Source organism: Pseudomonas izuensis, assembly GCF_002356535.2.
GTDB classification, from domain to species: domain Bacteria; phylum Pseudomonadota; class Gammaproteobacteria; order Pseudomonadales; family Pseudomonadaceae; genus Aquipseudomonas; species Aquipseudomonas izuensis.
In genome coordinates, this window is the sequence record NZ_AP017423.2 from 3,956,901 (window position 1) to 3,972,198 (window position 15,298).

At 62.1% G+C, this 15,298-nt stretch carries 10 protein-coding genes; all 10 read right to left on the minus strand.

Annotated features, from left to right (window positions below; translation table 11 throughout):
* Positions 1–98 precede the first annotated feature (98 nt).
* The 10 genes from LAB08_RS17480 to LAB08_RS17525 all read right to left on the minus strand — a co-directional run bounded on the left by LAB08_RS17480 (position 99) and on the right by LAB08_RS17525 (position 15,294).
* Entirely contained in the window at positions 99–1,241 is a 1,143-nt protein-coding gene (locus tag LAB08_RS17480) for an acyl-CoA dehydrogenase family protein (protein ID WP_096510527.1), read from the minus strand.
* 10 nt (positions 1,242–1,251) lie between these two features.
* Positions 1,252–2,445, minus strand: a complete 1,194-nt coding sequence (locus tag LAB08_RS17485; RefSeq protein WP_096510526.1) for an acyl-CoA dehydrogenase family protein — start codon at positions 2,443–2,445, stop codon at positions 1,252–1,254.
* A gap of 156 nt (positions 2,446–2,601) precedes the next feature.
* A complete protein-coding gene (locus LAB08_RS17490) occupies positions 2,602–3,687 on the minus strand; it encodes a Zn-dependent alcohol dehydrogenase (protein ID WP_096510525.1) in 1,086 nt (361 codons plus the stop codon).
* A gap of 28 nt (positions 3,688–3,715) precedes the next feature.
* Entirely contained in the window at positions 3,716–5,146 is a 1,431-nt protein-coding gene (locus tag LAB08_RS17495; RefSeq protein WP_254007468.1) for a coniferyl aldehyde dehydrogenase, read from the minus strand.
* Between the two features lie 42 nt (positions 5,147–5,188).
* Positions 5,189–6,982, minus strand: a complete 1,794-nt coding sequence (locus LAB08_RS30550; RefSeq protein WP_301943427.1) for a LuxR C-terminal-related transcriptional regulator — start codon at positions 6,980–6,982, stop codon at positions 5,189–5,191.
* Positions 6,983–7,611: 629 nt separating this feature from the next.
* Positions 7,612–8,979, minus strand: a complete 1,368-nt coding sequence (locus tag LAB08_RS17505; protein ID WP_096510522.1) for a DUF1329 domain-containing protein — start codon at positions 8,977–8,979, stop codon at positions 7,612–7,614.
* Between the two features lie 26 nt (positions 8,980–9,005).
* On the minus strand, positions 9,006–10,838 hold the full coding sequence (locus tag LAB08_RS17510) for a DUF1302 domain-containing protein (protein WP_096510521.1): 1,833 nt from the start codon (positions 10,836–10,838) through the stop codon (positions 9,006–9,008).
* A 313-nt stretch (positions 10,839–11,151) separates the two neighbouring features.
* Complete coding sequence (locus LAB08_RS17515; protein ID WP_096510520.1) at positions 11,152–12,354, minus strand: lipid-transfer protein; 1,203 nt, start codon at positions 12,352–12,354, stop codon at positions 11,152–11,154.
* A gap of 31 nt (positions 12,355–12,385) precedes the next feature.
* The gene (locus tag LAB08_RS17520; protein WP_096510519.1) at positions 12,386–13,525 is read right to left on the minus strand and encodes an acyl-CoA dehydrogenase family protein; all 1,140 of its coding nucleotides are present in this window, start codon (positions 13,523–13,525) and stop codon (positions 12,386–12,388) included.
* Positions 13,526–13,770: 245 nt separating this feature from the next.
* Positions 13,771–15,294, minus strand: a complete 1,524-nt coding sequence (locus LAB08_RS17525) for a long-chain-fatty-acid--CoA ligase (RefSeq protein WP_096510518.1) — start codon at positions 15,292–15,294, stop codon at positions 13,771–13,773.
* Between the last annotated feature and the right edge of the window lie 4 nt (positions 15,295–15,298).

A 15,298-nucleotide genomic window follows, 5' to 3' on the forward strand; every position in this document is an offset into this window, starting at 1 on the left:
CGATAACGCGCCCTGTCTGAATGACCGCGTTGTCCGGACGTTTTTCGCGAGCAGGCTCGCTCCCACAGTGTCTATGGCAGGCGGGGAATCAATCGGACTCAAGCCACTTCCATCAACCTCGCATACTCCCGCAGGTGATAATCATCATCCCCAAACTGCCGCGCCACCATCAGCAAATGCTTGGCATGGTGCGACAGCATGTACTCCCACGTCAGACCAATTCCGCCATGCAATTGAATCCCCTGATCGGCCACGAACCGACTGGCACGGCTGACAATGAACTTGGCCGCCGCCAGCACACGGCTACGCGCTTCACTGTCCGCCTGATCCGCCACGCACGCCGCCAGCAGGGTCATGGACGTCGCCTGGTCCAGCTCGATGCGCATGTCCACCATGCGATGTTGCAACACCTGGAATTTGCCGATGGGCTGGCCAAATTGCTGTCTTGTCTTCAGGTAATCGAGGGTCAATGCGCAGGCCGCTTCCATGCTACCGACGGCTTCGGCGCATTGTGCGGCGATGCAACGGCCTTGCTGGTAACGCAGCGCTGGCAGCGCCAGACCCACTTCGCCCAGCACCGCGTCGCTCTTGACGAACACATTCTCCAGATAGAGATCGCAAGCCATCCGGCCGTCCATGGTCGGGAAGGTTCGACGGCGCACGCCAACCTCATGGGGATCAATCAGAAACAGGCTGATGCCTTCCTCCTCACGAACGCCATGGCTGGTCCGGGCCGACACCACAATCAACCCCGCACTTTGCCCGCCAACCACCACGGACTTTCGACCATTCAGCGTCCAGCCTCCCGTCACAGGCTGCGCCACGGTTTGCACGTCGTGCAGCTGGTAATGACTCTGCGGCTCATCCAGCGCCACTGTCATCTGCAAAGCGGCGCTCCCCAGTGGTGGCAGCAGCGTTTGTTTCTGTGCCTCGGTGCCCAACTGCGCGACCAGGCCACCGGCGAAAATCACTGAATGCAAGTAGGGTTCCAGACACAAACCACGACCCAGCTCGGTCATGATCAGCATGTTCTCCACGCCACTGCCGCCGAATCCCCCGTACGCCTCCGCGAACGGCACAGCGCACAACCCAAGATCACCCAGTTGCTGCATGAACGCCGGGCTGAAACCCTGTTCGCTCTGCCTGAATGTCTCGCGCCGCTCGAAACCGTAGGTGTCACGCACCAGCCTCGCGACGGTGTCTTGCAGCATCAGCTGCTCTTCTGTCAGTTTGAAATCCATGGTCGGCCCCTTACAGTTCGAGAATCATTTTGGCGATGATGTTCTTCTGGATCTCGTTGGCCCCGCCATAAATCGAGGCCTTGCGCGCATCCAGGTACTGATAGGTGGCCGCGCTGCTGTAGTCGGTGTACAGCAGCGGTTCACTGCCGTAGCCCAGTTCATCTTCAATGAACGGCATGGCATAGGGGCCCACGGCCTTGCTGATCAGGTAAGTGATTGCCTGCCGGATCTCGGTGCCCCTGATCTTCAGGAACGAACTTTCCGCTCCCGGCACACCGCCGTCGCTGACCGCCGCCAGGGTACGCAGGTTGCTCATTTCGGCCGCCATCAACTGCATCTCGACCTCGGCAATCTGTGTGCGGAACAGGGGGTCTTCAATCAGGGGCCGACCGTCGCGCACTTGCTGGCTGGCGATGCGTTTCAGACGGCTGAGCAATGCCTTGTTCTGGGCAATCCCGCCGATGCTGGTGCGCTCATGGGTCAGCAAGTATTTGGCACAGGTCCAGCCTTCGTTTTCCTGGCCGACCAGGTTGGCCACCGGTACCCGCACGTTGTCGAAGAACACTTCGTTGACTTCATGCTCGTCGTCCAAAGTGATGATCGGCCGCACGGTGATACCCGGCGTTTTCATGTCGATCAGCAGAAAGGAAATGCCCCGCTGCTGCCGCGCCTCGGGGTCGGTACGCACCAGGCAGAACATCCAGTCGGCAAAGTGCGCCAGGGTGGTCCAGGTCTTCTGACCGTTGACCACGTAGTGATCGCCATCGCGCACGGCACGGGTCTTCAGGGAAGACAGGTCCGAGCCCGCGCCCGGTTCGGAGTAGCCCTGGCACCACCAGTCTTCACTGGTGAGAATGCGTGGTAGAAAACGCGCCTTCTGCGCGGAGGTACCAAACTTGATGATCACCGGGGCGACCATTTTCAACCCGAAGGACGAGACTTTCGGCGCGCCGACCGCAAAGCACTCTTCGTCGAAAATATGCTTTTGCACGTCGCTCCAGCCAGTGCCGCCGAACTCCACCGGCCAGCCCGGCGCCAGCCAGCCCTGGCGGTTGAGCGTGCGCATCCATTGCACCTGATGTTCTTTGCTCAGGCGTTTGCCCTGGGAAATGCGCTCGGCGAATTCGGCCGGCAGGTTGTCGCGCAGGTAAGCTCGAACGTCCTCGCGAAAGGCGAGTTCGTCCGCTGTGAAATCAATATCCATCAATCAACTCCGAAAACACTGGGTCTCGCACTCATTCAAATACGGCGAGAAAACCTGTGGGAGCGAGCCTGCTCGCGAAGGCGGTGTAACAGTCGACATCGATGCTGAATGTCAGGGCCTCTTCGCGAGCAGGCTCGCTTCCACAGGGGAATTGTTTCAGTCGTTAAAGACGATCACCGAGCGCGCCAGCTCACCACGACGCAGTTCATCGAATGCCTCGTTGATCTGATCCAGACGGATGCGCTGGGAAATCATTTCATCGAGCTTGAGCTTGCCCGCCATGTAGAAATCAACGAGGCGCGGCATGTCGACCGGGAAGCGGTTGGAGCCCATCAACGAGCCCTGAATGCGCCGCTCGTGCAGGAGCTGCAACGGGTCCAGTTCGATTTTCAGGCCAGGCTTGAGCATGCCGATCACGGTGGCGGTGCCGCCGCGGGCCAACATGGCGAATGCCTGTTCGGCGGTCTGCTTGAGGCCGATGCATTCGAACGAGTGATGCACACCGCCACGGGTCAGCTCCATCACTTGCTTGGCGGCGTCGCCGTCGCGACCGTTGATCAGGTCGGTGGCACCGAACTGCCGGGCCAGTTCCAGCTTGGAATCGAGCATGTCGATGGCGATGATCCGCCCTGCCCCGGCCAGTGCCGCACCGTTGATGGCAGCCAGGCCAATGCCGCCGCAGCCGATCACGGCCACGGTCTCGCCGGGACGCACCTTGGCGGTGTTGAACACCGCGCCGGTGCCGGTGGTGACGGCGCAACCGAGCAAGGCGGCGCGGTCCAGCGGCATGTCGCGGCGGATCGCCACGCAGGCGTTTTCGTGCACCAGCATCTGCTCGGCAAAACCGGACAGATTGACGAACTGCGGCATCGGCTTTTGCACGTAGGTCAGGCGTGGTTCTTCATCCTTGTCACGCTTGGTTTCCGGCGACACGCAACGGGCCAGATGACCGGTCACGCAGTGTTCGCAATGGCCGCAGAACACGGTCAGGCAGGTGACTACGTGATCGCCGGGCTTGACCGAACGCACCTCGGAACCGACCTGCTCGACCACGCCGGCCGCTTCGTGGCCCAGCACCAACGGGCCGGGAAACGGGAACGAACCGTCGATGACATGCAGGTCCGAATGGCAGACACCCACCGCCTTGGTGCGGATCAACACCTCACGCGGGCCCGGTTTGCTGATGCCCACTTCTTCAATGACCAGCGGGGCTCCAACCTGGTGGAATACGGCAGCTTTCATGGCAATTCTCTCAAGAATGAAATGGGGTTCAGGCCGGGTTTGGCGCGGTGCGAAGGACAGCTTTGGCATGGCTGAAGGTGCGGAAACCATCGATGCCGTGGTACGCCCCCATGCCGCTTTGGCCGACGCCGCCGAACGGCAGGCCCTCGGTACTGGCATGGCTCAGCACACCGTTGAGGGTCACGCCACCGGAGCAGGTGCGGGTCAGCACTTGCGCTTCCTCGGCGGCATCGTTGCCGAAGTAATAGAGCGCCAACGGACGTGGGCGCGCGTTAATGAACGCAATGACTTCGCTCAGGGTGTCATAGGGCTTGATCGGCAGCAGCGGACCGAAGATCTCGTCCTGCATCACCTGCAAATCGTTGCCGGGATCACGCAGCAGCGTCGGCACGATCTTGTTGCGCGCCCCCTCGCCGAAATCCTCACCCGCCGCGTTGAGTTCGATCAGCTCGACACCGGCCTCGCGTGCTTCACTCAGGTAGCCTTGCAGGCGTTCGAAATGACGGGCATTGATGATCGAGGTGTACTCGGGATTGTCCTTGAGCAACGGGAAGAACCTGGCAACCACTGCTTTGGCGACAGCGATGAACGCCTCTACCGATTCCTGTGGTACGAACACATAATCCGGCGCCACGCACAGTTGACCCGCGTTGAGCAGTTTGCCGATGACGGTCTTGGCCACCGCGTCCTTGAAGTCTGCCGTGCGCGAGATAATTGTTGGCGACTTGCCGCCCAGCTCCAGGGTGACCGGCACCAGGTTTTCCGCCGCGGCACGCAACACGTGCTTGCCAATGCTGGTGGCACCGGTGAACAGCAAATGGTCGAACGGCTGGCCGCAGAACGCCTGGCCGACCTGTGCACCACCCAGCACCACCGCCACTTCCTCTTCGGCATACACCGAGCGGATCAACCGGGCGATCAGGGCCGAGGTGTGCGGGGTGAACTCCGACGGTTTGATCATCACCCGGTTGCCGGCGGCCAAGGCACCGGCCAGGCCACTGAACACCATGTAGCCGGGGACGTTCCAGGCAGTGACGATGCCCACCACACCCAGCGGCTGGTATTGCACCCAGGCTTCACCGGCTTTGGCATGACGCTGTTCCGGACGCATCCATTCGGCCAGTTCGGCCTTGGTCTGATGGAGCGTCGCGAGCGGCGACAGCACTTCACTGCCCCTGGAGAAGCTTGGGCTGCGATGGCCGAAATCGGCCGTCAGGGCGTCGATGATCGCCTGCTCGTGGCTGACCAGCAAACCGATTGCCCGGTCGAGCAATTCGCAACGCTGCTCGAGGGTCCAGGGTTCACTGGCCAGGAAGGCGGACCTCTGCTTTTCCAGGACCGTGCGGATTTCACAGCTCGTCGAATGCTCGATGGCGCTCATCACTACCTCTCTTGTTTTGGTCGGGACGCGGCCGTGATTGCACAGCACGGCGTCGGGGCTGGCTGCATGGTTGACCATCGCCGGCACCACGCCGCCACCCGGATCAGGTGGTGGGCGTTTTCAGGCCAGGATGCCCATGGCCTTGGCGCTATTGATCGCTTGGGTGCGACGGCATGCGCCGAGCTTGACGTTGATGTTCTTGGCGTGGGTCTTGACGGTATTGACCGAGATGAACAGGCGATGACCGACTTCACGCACCGACATGCCTTCGGCCAGCAGCTTGAGCACCGACATCTCGCGGGGCGTCAAGTCGTCCTGATAGTCCGGTACGCCCGTGATGCGCGTCATTGCGGGCTTTTCGGAGTCACGGGGCTGTTCCCGGGCCAGGTTCCGGGCTTTTTGCAGGGCAATCGGCCCCTGGTAACACGCGCCGTCAATCTTGCCCCAGTGCATGCGCCGTTCGGCTTCGTACAGCAGCAGCTGGGCTTTTTCCGCCTCACGGTTTTGGGAGGCTATCTCGGACAGCAACAAATAGGCATCGAGCACGAAGGGGGCGCAGGCATCGCGAACCTGCAACAGCCCTGCCCGCAAGACGTGCTCGGCCTCACTGGCATGCCCTTGTTGCACCAGCAATTCACCCTGCAGGAACATCAATCGACCGAGCAATGGATAAGGCGCGGTCCTGCTGCCCGTCAGTTGCGCAAGCTCAGTACGCAGCAAGGATTGCGCCAGGCCGGTTTGCCCCTGCAGCGCCATCAATCGCACCCTGTCCGCATTGACCAGCACTTCCGCTTCACGACTGCCCCGGCGCCGGGCAAGCTCCAGCGAATGCTCCAGCAACACCTGGGCCTCGGTCAGTTCGCCGGTTTTCATGGCGATACGCGCCAATGTGCAATGACACAACAACACTGAAAGCCAATCTGCGCCCGTCAGATAGCGAAGGGCTGCATGGCAATGCTGACGCGCCTGTTCGACGTTACCGCGCAGGGCGTGCAAGGTGCCGGACAACGCTTGCCAGTTCGCCAACAGGCGTTGATGGCGCTGTGGATCGGGCAGCGGCAGAAAATGCCCCAGGCGTTGCAGGCACTCGTCGGCCTCCTTCAGCCGACCACTGAACAACAAGGCCTTGGCGCACAGGTAGATCAGGCGCGGGCTGCTGTGCAGCAGTTGCGGTTCAATGCGCTCGCGCCAGCCCATGAGTTTGCTCAGATGGCGTTCGCCGAGAATCCAGCTGAGCCATAAGCGCTCCATGTAGTTCGCGGCGACTTCCGGCTGATCGGCGCACAGGGCTTGCTCGACGGCGTCGTCGACGTGTCCCGATACGCTGAGCCACTGACAGGCCCGCAGCCGCAAGCGGTTCAATGGCGCACCGCTCAATTGCCCTTGCAGGACCCGGGCCACGGCCGGCAACAACCGGAACCAGCCCGGTTGTTGGTCGACGGGGACCAGAAACGCCTGGCATGCCAACAGACTGTCGAACACCCGGCCGGCCTGCCGGCCCTCCCAGAGTCGTTCACAGAAATCTGCGTTGGCCTTGGGCAAATGCGCCAGGCCCAACAGCACCTCGCGCTGGTCAACGCTCAAGCGCGACAAGAGTTCACGTCCGAGGTATTGGTCGAGCAACGACGATGGCCCCGGCAATAACAAACGAACACCCGCACACCATCCACCCGTGACCTGCCAGAGCCGTTCCCGGGCAGTGGCATCGGTCTGGGGCGACAACCCATCGATCAGCGATTCGAATTCATCCGCTCGCAAAGCCAACTGCCTGGCGTCCAGCTCAAGCAGCTGGCCGTCGAGCATCAGGCGCGGCAGGTTCCAGTCGGGGCGCTGGCGGCAGCTCACCCGTATTTGCAGGTGGGGGTTTTGAAGAGACAGGAGTTGATCGAACCAGTGGTTCAGGTCAGCGGGCATATGGGCGGGGAGATCGTCAAAAACAAGGTGAAGCTTTGAATCCTCATCGCCAGGACTGGCCTCTTCGCGAGCAGGCTCGCTCCCACAGTTGACCGCATTCCCCTGTGGGAGCGAACCTGCTCGCGAAAGCGCCAAGTCAGACACCCCATCTTTAGAGTCGAGAAATGCCAACAGCCGGTCAGACGACACTCCAAGCTCGCCTGCCAGCATCGAGGTCAAACTGTCCAGCGTCTGCCACTGCCCGCCCAACCCCACCCAAACCACCCGCCCCGGCGCAGCCTCACCTCGCAAACACTCGCGCAGCAACGCCGTTTTCCCATACCCCGCCGGCGCGCAAAGCAGTTGCAATCGATGCGGCGAGCGCTTGAGTACGTCGCACAAATGTGGCCGTGGCACAAACATGACGGACCTCACTGATGGAGAAAGGATTCCATCATTGGCCTGCACGGCTGCTTGCACGCCACCCGCATCAGGTGGTTGGCACACACAACACCCACCTGTAGGAGCGAGCCTGCTCGCGATGGTCGTTAACGATTACGCGTGCCTGCTGACTGAACGCGGCGTTCTCGAGTCCATCGCGAGCAGGCTCGCTCCTACAGTAAGGCGTTGTTTCAAGCGGGAAGGAACCCTCAGCGGATACCCGCGTTACGCAGCGCAGACGGGGTGAAGTCGGTCATCTTCGCGGTCATGCCATAGGTGGTTGCATGCTTGGACTGGTTGGTCATCGCCAGCACGTTGTAGCGACCGGCGATCAGGTCATAGATCCCGAGCATGGCGAAGTTGGGGGCACCGCGCTCGTAATCGTTCAACGCATACCCTTCCGCCACCCGCCACAGCTGTCCACGGCCGTCGTAGTGATCGACTTCCGCGAGTTGCCAGGTGTCCTCGTCGAAGTACAGATCACGCTTGGCATAGACATGACGCTGGCCCGGCTTGAGCGTGGCCTCGACGTGCCAGACCCGGTGCAGCTCATAGCGGGTCAGATCCTGATTGATGTGCCCCGGCTTGATGATGTCGTCGTACTTCACCTTGGGCGACTGCAAACGGTAGTTGTTGTACGGGATGTACAGTTCCTTTTTGCCGATCAGCTTCCAGTCATAACGGTCCGGCGCGCCGTTCATCATGTCGGTGTTGTCGGCGGTGCGCATGCCGTCGGAGCCATTGCCCGGGCCGTCGTAGGCCACCTGCGGCGCACGGCGCACTCGGCGCTGGCCGGCGTTGTAGACCCAGGCCAGGCGCGGTTCCTTGACCTGGTCGATGGTCTCGTGAATCAGGATCACACTGCCGGCCATGCGCGAAGGCGCGGTGATTTCCTGCTTGTAGTAGTACAGGACGTTGTCGCCTTCCCCACCCTCGACGCCTTCCATCAATTGCGGGAACGCCAGTTTGTCGTCGTACTCGACGATGGAATACGAACCGTTGGTCTGCGGTGCGGCCTGGGCGGCCTGGCGCTCCATGTTGCCGCCACGATAACGGTTGGTGTGGTTCCAGTAGACCTCGACGCCGTTTTTCGGAATCGGGAACGGGTAATAGCGGGTTTGCGAGAAGTTCAGCAAGCCATTGCCATCGGCGGTCAGCTCGGTGGTCACCGCGCTCTTTTTGGCGATGTCATAGATGTTCTGTGGCGACGCCGCCGTGCGCTGGGTCTTGTACACCGGGATCTTGTAGCTGTCCGGATAGCGCTTGAACATCGCCAGTTGGCCCGGGGTCAGCTTGTCCTTGTACTGCTCGGCATTGGCGGCGGTAATGATCACCTGCGGCTTTTCACCGGCGAACGGATCACCCAGGAAACCGTTGTCCAGCGCCGCCGCACCCGGCTTCAAGCCTCCGGTCCAGGCCGGGATGCTGCCGTTGGCATTGCCCTCTTTCTGGGCGCCCAAAGGCGTCAATGTGCTGCCCAGTTGAGCGGCTTCCTGGGGGGTGACGGCGGCCATGACACTGCTGGCCAGCAACGACAGACTCAGTGCGCCTGCTTGCAGAATGAAACGTACGTTCATGTTGATAGTCCTCTGGCAGGGTTGCATCAGAAATTCACGCCGAAGCTGAGCGCAACGTAGTCGCGGTCGACGTTGGTGTTGAAATCGCCACCGAAGTAGTTGGTGTAACTCAGGCTGGCGGTGTAGGTGTTCAGGTAGTCGGCATCCAGCCCGAGGCTGACGGCTTTGGAACCTTCATCGAAGTTCGGGCCGTAACCTTCCACGTCGTGGGACCAGGCCAGGTTGGGCGACAGGTTGATGCCGGCGATCACGTTCGGGTAATCGAGCTTGCCGCGCAGGCGATAGCCCCAGCTGTTGCTGGTGTAGAAGCCGTTGTCGTTGCACTCCTGCGCCGGGTTGCTGGCGCTCGGCGTGCCCACGGCAGTGCCGGCGCAGGTGGCCGGACCCGCCGCACCTTGCAGCTGGCCGGAACCGAAGGCCGGGCTGCGACCGAAGCGCAGGTCGGAGCCGTCGGCCTTGCCCAGGCCGCTGATGTGGTTGTAACCGACCTCGCCGACGACGGTCAGGCGGTTGGCGCCGAGCACCTGATCGAAGAACTGGGTCGCGGTCACTTGCGCCTGGGTCACCGGCATGCGCTTGTAGCCGTTGACCTCGGCACCGAGGTTACGCCCGGCGAAACCGGTGGTGATCAGCGGCGAGGTGGCGCTGAAGGTGGCGGCCGACAGCAAGTCAGAGGTGTTCAGCTGCAGCGGCATGTTCGGCCGGTAGCTGACCTCGCCACCCAGGGACACGCCCGAGACGTTGGTCTGGAAGCTCAGGCCGTAGAGGCGGATGTCCTCCGGGTAGTCGATGAAGTAACGCACGCTGCGCGCCGAGGTCACGCCACCGGCCGCACTGGTCATCTGGTTGACGCTCAGGAACGGGCTGCGGCTGTGGTAGTTCATGGCGTAGGCGCCGAACTCGGTGTCGTTGGCCTCCGGCACGTACCAGCGCAAGGCCAGACCGTACTGGCCGCTGTCGCGGGCGTCGTTGTCTTTCAGGCGTGGAATGAAGGCATCGTCAGTCCCCGCCGCAATGGCCGCTGCGCCGCCGGTGTTACGTGCCACACCCGGTGGCAGGTCGAGGCCGGCCACCACCAGACGGTCATCACAACCTTGCGGCACGCCGTCGCTGCCGAAGAAGGTGCCGCAGTTGTCGACCACCGACTTGTCCCACTCCAGCTGATAAAACGCTTCGGCGGTGATGTTGTCGGCCAGGCCCTGGGACACGTAGAGCAGGTTGACCGGGATCAGGCCTTCCTTCACTTCCGCACCGGGCCGGCGCAAGGCCGCGACGTCGACCGGGTTGATGCTGTTGATCGAGTTGCCAATGAAGGTACTCTCGCCCCAGCTCACCACCTGCTTGCCGAGCCGCACATTGCCGACCTGATCGCCGATCGAGTAGTTGTGGTAGACGAAACTGTCGAGGAACATCGCCCCGGACGACTTGGCCGCGCGGTCACGTCCCGAATCGTCGATGTCGTAGAACGGCCGGTGTTCGTCCATCAACTCGAAGTCATACCAGTACTTGCCGCGCACGAAGGCGCCGCTGTCGCCGTATTTGAGCTCCAGGTCGTGCACGCCCTTGAAGATCTTCGAGAAGGTTTCGCCCTTCTTGAAGTTCAGGCGGTTGTCGTCGGTGGTCCGCGAGGCGGATTCGCCACCGGTCACACCCTGGGAGTTGAAGTTGGAGATGAACTGCTTGTCCGGGTCAGCCGTCGACCAGCTGGCGCCAACCGACAACGATGAATCGAACGTCCCTTGAATCTCCCCGATATTGAAATCAACCGCGTGAGCCTGTTGGCTCGCGCAAGTGGCAATCGTCACAGCTACGGTCAGCAGACTCGGCTGGAAGACTCCGCGCATTGTTGTTTTTGTCATGCGGTTTCTCCGGTTAAGGATGGCGTGGTGAGAGCCCATGCTAGCGAGGCTCCGGTAAGGTCCTCACACCCGAACGGGTGATTTGGATGAAGCGTTTTCGTCTGGTTTTTCAATGGCGTAACGGCCCGGTTCGGGATGCGCCCGGCGGGCGTTACGCTCGGTGACACGGGTCGCGCAAATGGCCCTCCCTCACCCCTTGTTGGAGCCCCCTGAGGGAGCGAGCCTGCTCGCGAATGCGGTGTGTCATTCAGCAAAAATGTCGACTTGCACGGCCCCTTCGCGAGCAGGCTCGCTCCCACAGTTGCTCTACCCATCACAGGCCGCCTGTTTTCCCATAGAGCGTCACCACGCAGGCGCCGCCCAACCCAAGGTTGTGCGCCATGGCCAGGCGTGCGCCTTCGACCTGGCGCTGCTCGGCATTGCCGCGCAATTGCCGGGTCAGCTCATAGCATTGCGCCAGACCGGTAGCGCCCAGCGGATGCCCCTTGGACAGCAGGCCACCGGACGGATTGACGACGATTTGCCCGCCATAGGTGTTGTCGCCGTCCATCACGAACTGCTCGGCACCACCCTCGGGACAAAAGCCCAGCGACTCGTAGCAGATCACTTCGTTCTGGGCGAAGCAGTCGTGGAGTTCACAGACATCGATGTCCTGCGGGCCGACGCCGGCCTTCTCGTAGACCTGCCCCACCGCCGCGTGGGTCATGTGCGTGCCGACCCAATCGAGCATCGAAGGCTGTTCGAAATTGAAGGATTCGGGGGTGTCGGTGGTCATCGCCTGGGCGACGATTTCCACGTCACGGCGCAGGCCATGTTTTTTGGCAAAACGTTCGGACACCAGGATCGCCGCCGCACCACCACAGGTCGGCGGGCAGGCCATCAGGCGCGTCATGACGCCCGGCAGGATCACCGGGTCATTCATCACGTCTTCGACGCTGAGCACCTTGCGAAACAATGCAAGCGGGTTGTTGGCGGCATGGCGGCTGGCCTTGGCCCGCACCGCGGCGAAGGTTTCCATTTTGGTGCCGTATTTGTGCATGTACTCGCGTCCGGCCCCGCCAAAGGTACGGATGGCCTGAGGCATGCCATCCATATCATCAGTGAGACCACGCAGAATCGGCAGGAAGCGCTCGCGGGTCGGCGGACGGTCATCCCAATGGGATTTCAGCGCCCCGGCCTGCATCTGCTCGAAACCGACCGCCAGCACGCAATCGGCCGATCCTGACTCGATGGCCTTGCGCGCCAGGTACAACGCGGTGGAACCGGTGGAGCAATTGTTATTGACGTTGACCACCGGGATCCCGGTCATGCCGACTTCGTAGAGCACGGTCTGGCCGCAGGTGGAGTCGCCGTAGACGTAACCGGCATACGCCTCCTGCACCAGGCGGTAGTCGATGCCCGCATCGGCCAGGGCAAGACGCACCGCCTCGGCCCCCATCTGCACATAGGTCGGGCTTTCGCTGGGCTTGCGGAACGGGATCATGCCGACGCCGGCTACCAGTACTTTTTCGCTCATGGTGTCACCTGGAAAAATGAGGGGGAAAGGATCACAACTGGCGCGCGATCAGCTCGCGCAGCACTTCGCTGGTGCCGCCAAAAATCCGCGTCACGCGCATGTCGACGAAGGCACGGGCAATCGGGTACTCGAGCATGTAGCCGTAGCCGCCGTGCAGCTGGACCATGTCGTCGATGCACTTGCACAGGGTTTCGGTGGCGAACAGCTTGGCGATCGCCGACTCCTGCACCGTGAGGCGACGACGCATGTGTTCGCCGATGTAGTGATCGATCATCAGCCGCACGGCGGTGGCCTGGGCCTTGATGTCGGCGAGCTTGAACCTGGTGTTCTGGAAGTCCCACACGGTCTGGTTGAACGCCTTGCGGTCCTTCACGTACTCGACGGTCTGCTCCAGCAGGCGTTCGAGTTTGGCGGCGCTGTACAGCGCAATCACCAGGCGCTCTTGCGGCAGCTCTTCCATCAAATGCATGAAGCCTTTGTTTTCTTCACCCAGCAGATTGCCCACCGGCACGCGCACGTTGTCGAAGAACAGTTCTGCGGTGTCGGCGGCATGCTGGCCGACTTTCTCCAGCTTGCGACCGCGACGGAAACCTTCACGGTCGCACTCGACCATGATCAGGCTGCAACCCTTGGCGCCGGCACTCGGATCGGTCTTGCATACGACCACGACCATGTCGCAGGTCAGGCCGTTGCTGATGAAGGTCTTGCTGCCGTTGATCACCCATTCGTCACCGTCACGCACGGCGCTGGTGCGGATCGCCTTGAGGTCTGAACCGGTGCCCGGCTCGGTCATCGCCACGGCCAGCACGGTTTCACCGCTGCAGATTTTCGGCAGCCACTGTTGCTTCTGCTCCTCGGTGCCCAGGCGCACGATGTACGGCGCGACGATGTCGGAATGCACACCGAGGCTCCAGCCCGAGACACCGGCGCGGTACAACTCTTCGATCAACACCGCCGAGTGCCCGAAGTCACCGCCACCGCCGCCATATTCGGCCGGCACGGTGAGGCACAACAGGTTGTGACGACCGGCCTTGAGCCAGGTTTCCCGGTCGACCTGCCCGGCCTTTTCCCACTGCGCCTGCTTGGGCAGGCATTCACGCTCGAAGAAACGCCGCGCGGTTTCACGCAGCATTTCGTGGTCTTCACGGTAGACGGTACGGTTGATATGCATCGGGATCTCCAGTGGGTTGCCAGGCCGGTGTGCGCCTGGTACGTGAGTCCAATGTATTGAGGGGGGTGGGGATACTCGCCACCCGGATCGGGTAGCGATTGGCAAGAGGAAAAATTCTGTGGGAAACATGCAGCACCCTGTGGGAGCGAGCCTGCTCGCGAAGGCGTCGGCACATCCAACACTGATGTTGCCTGACGCACCGTCTTCGCGAGCAGGCTCGCTCCCACAGGGGATTTGTGGCGGGGCTATCGGCGCAGTTCGCGCTTGAGGACTTTGCCGGCGGCCGAGAGCGGCAGTTCGTTGCGAAACTCGATGCTCTTGGGGCACTTGTAGCCCGCGATGAACTCACGGCAATACAGGCGCAACTGCTCGGCGTCGGCCTGGGCGCCGGGCTTGAGCACCACCACCGCATGCACCGCCTCGCCCCATTGCGCATGGGGGATGCCGATCACCGCCGCCTGCGCGACCGCCGGGTGGCGCACAAGAGCGTTCTCGACTTCGGCCGAATAAACATTCTCGCCACCGCTGACGATCATGTCCTTGAGGCGGTCGACGATGAACAGGTAACCCTGCTCGTCCATGTACCCGCCATCACCGGTGTACAGCCAACCGTTACGCAATGCCCGGGCGGTTTCTTCGGGTTTGTTCCAGTAGCCCTGCATGATGTTCGGCCCGCGCACGATGATCTCGCCCACCGTATTCCGGGGAACTTCCCGGCCCTGCGGGTCGACGATTTTCACGTTGACGCCCAGTCCGCCGCGCCCGACCGAGCGCGACAATCCGCTTTTGCGTGCTGCTGGCGTGTGGTTGCACGGCAGGTTGCTCGACACCACCGGGCACGCTTCGGTCAGCCCGTAGGAATGCGACAGCTCGATATCCGGTAACCGCGCCAACACCTGCTCGACCATCTCGCCGGCGCTGGGGGAAGCGCCGTAGGTCAGGCGCTTGAGACTGCCCAGGTCATGTAGTTCGAAGTCAGGATGGGCCAGCAACGCGAAGATCATCGTCGGCACCAGCAACGTCTCGGTGACCTTTTCGCGCTCAATCACCCGCAGCACTTCACCCGCCTCAAAACCCGACACCAACACATGGGTTTCACCGGCCATGAACTGGATCAACGCGCGCGCCATGCCGGCCACATGGAACAGCGGAGCGACGTGCAACAACCGGCCGTCACGCAGCGGCGGCATATCGACCATGCGCGGCATGCACGCCGACCACAGGTTCCAGTGGGACTGCATGACCCCCTTGGGAAAACCGGTGGTACCGCCGGTGTACATGATGCAGGCCAGGTCTTCACCACCGCGCCCCGCATCCTCCACTGCTGCGGCTTGAGCAATCAGTTGCTCGTAGCCGAGCATGCCCGCCGGCACTCCGCCCTCGCCTGCATAGATAAACCGTGGGGCATGGCGGGCCGTCTTGCGGATGCCTTCGACCAGCGCGGCGAAGTGCTCGTCGACAATCAGGATGCCGGTAGCGCAATCGTCCAGCGAATAGACGATCTCCGGCACACTCCAGCGGATGTTCACCGGGTTGAGCACCCCGCCGCCCCACCACACGCCCATGATGTATTCCAGGTAGCGGTCCGAGTTGAGCGCCAGCATGCCGACCCGGTCACCGGCCGCCATGCCCAGCGTTTGCAGCGCTCCCGCCAGGCAGGCGACACGCTCGCCAAACTGCCGATAAGTCTGGCGACGGACACCGAAGATGGTCGCGAGGTGCTGCGGATTCTGCTGCAGCGTGCGTTGCAGGCATTGGGTCATGTACATGGCG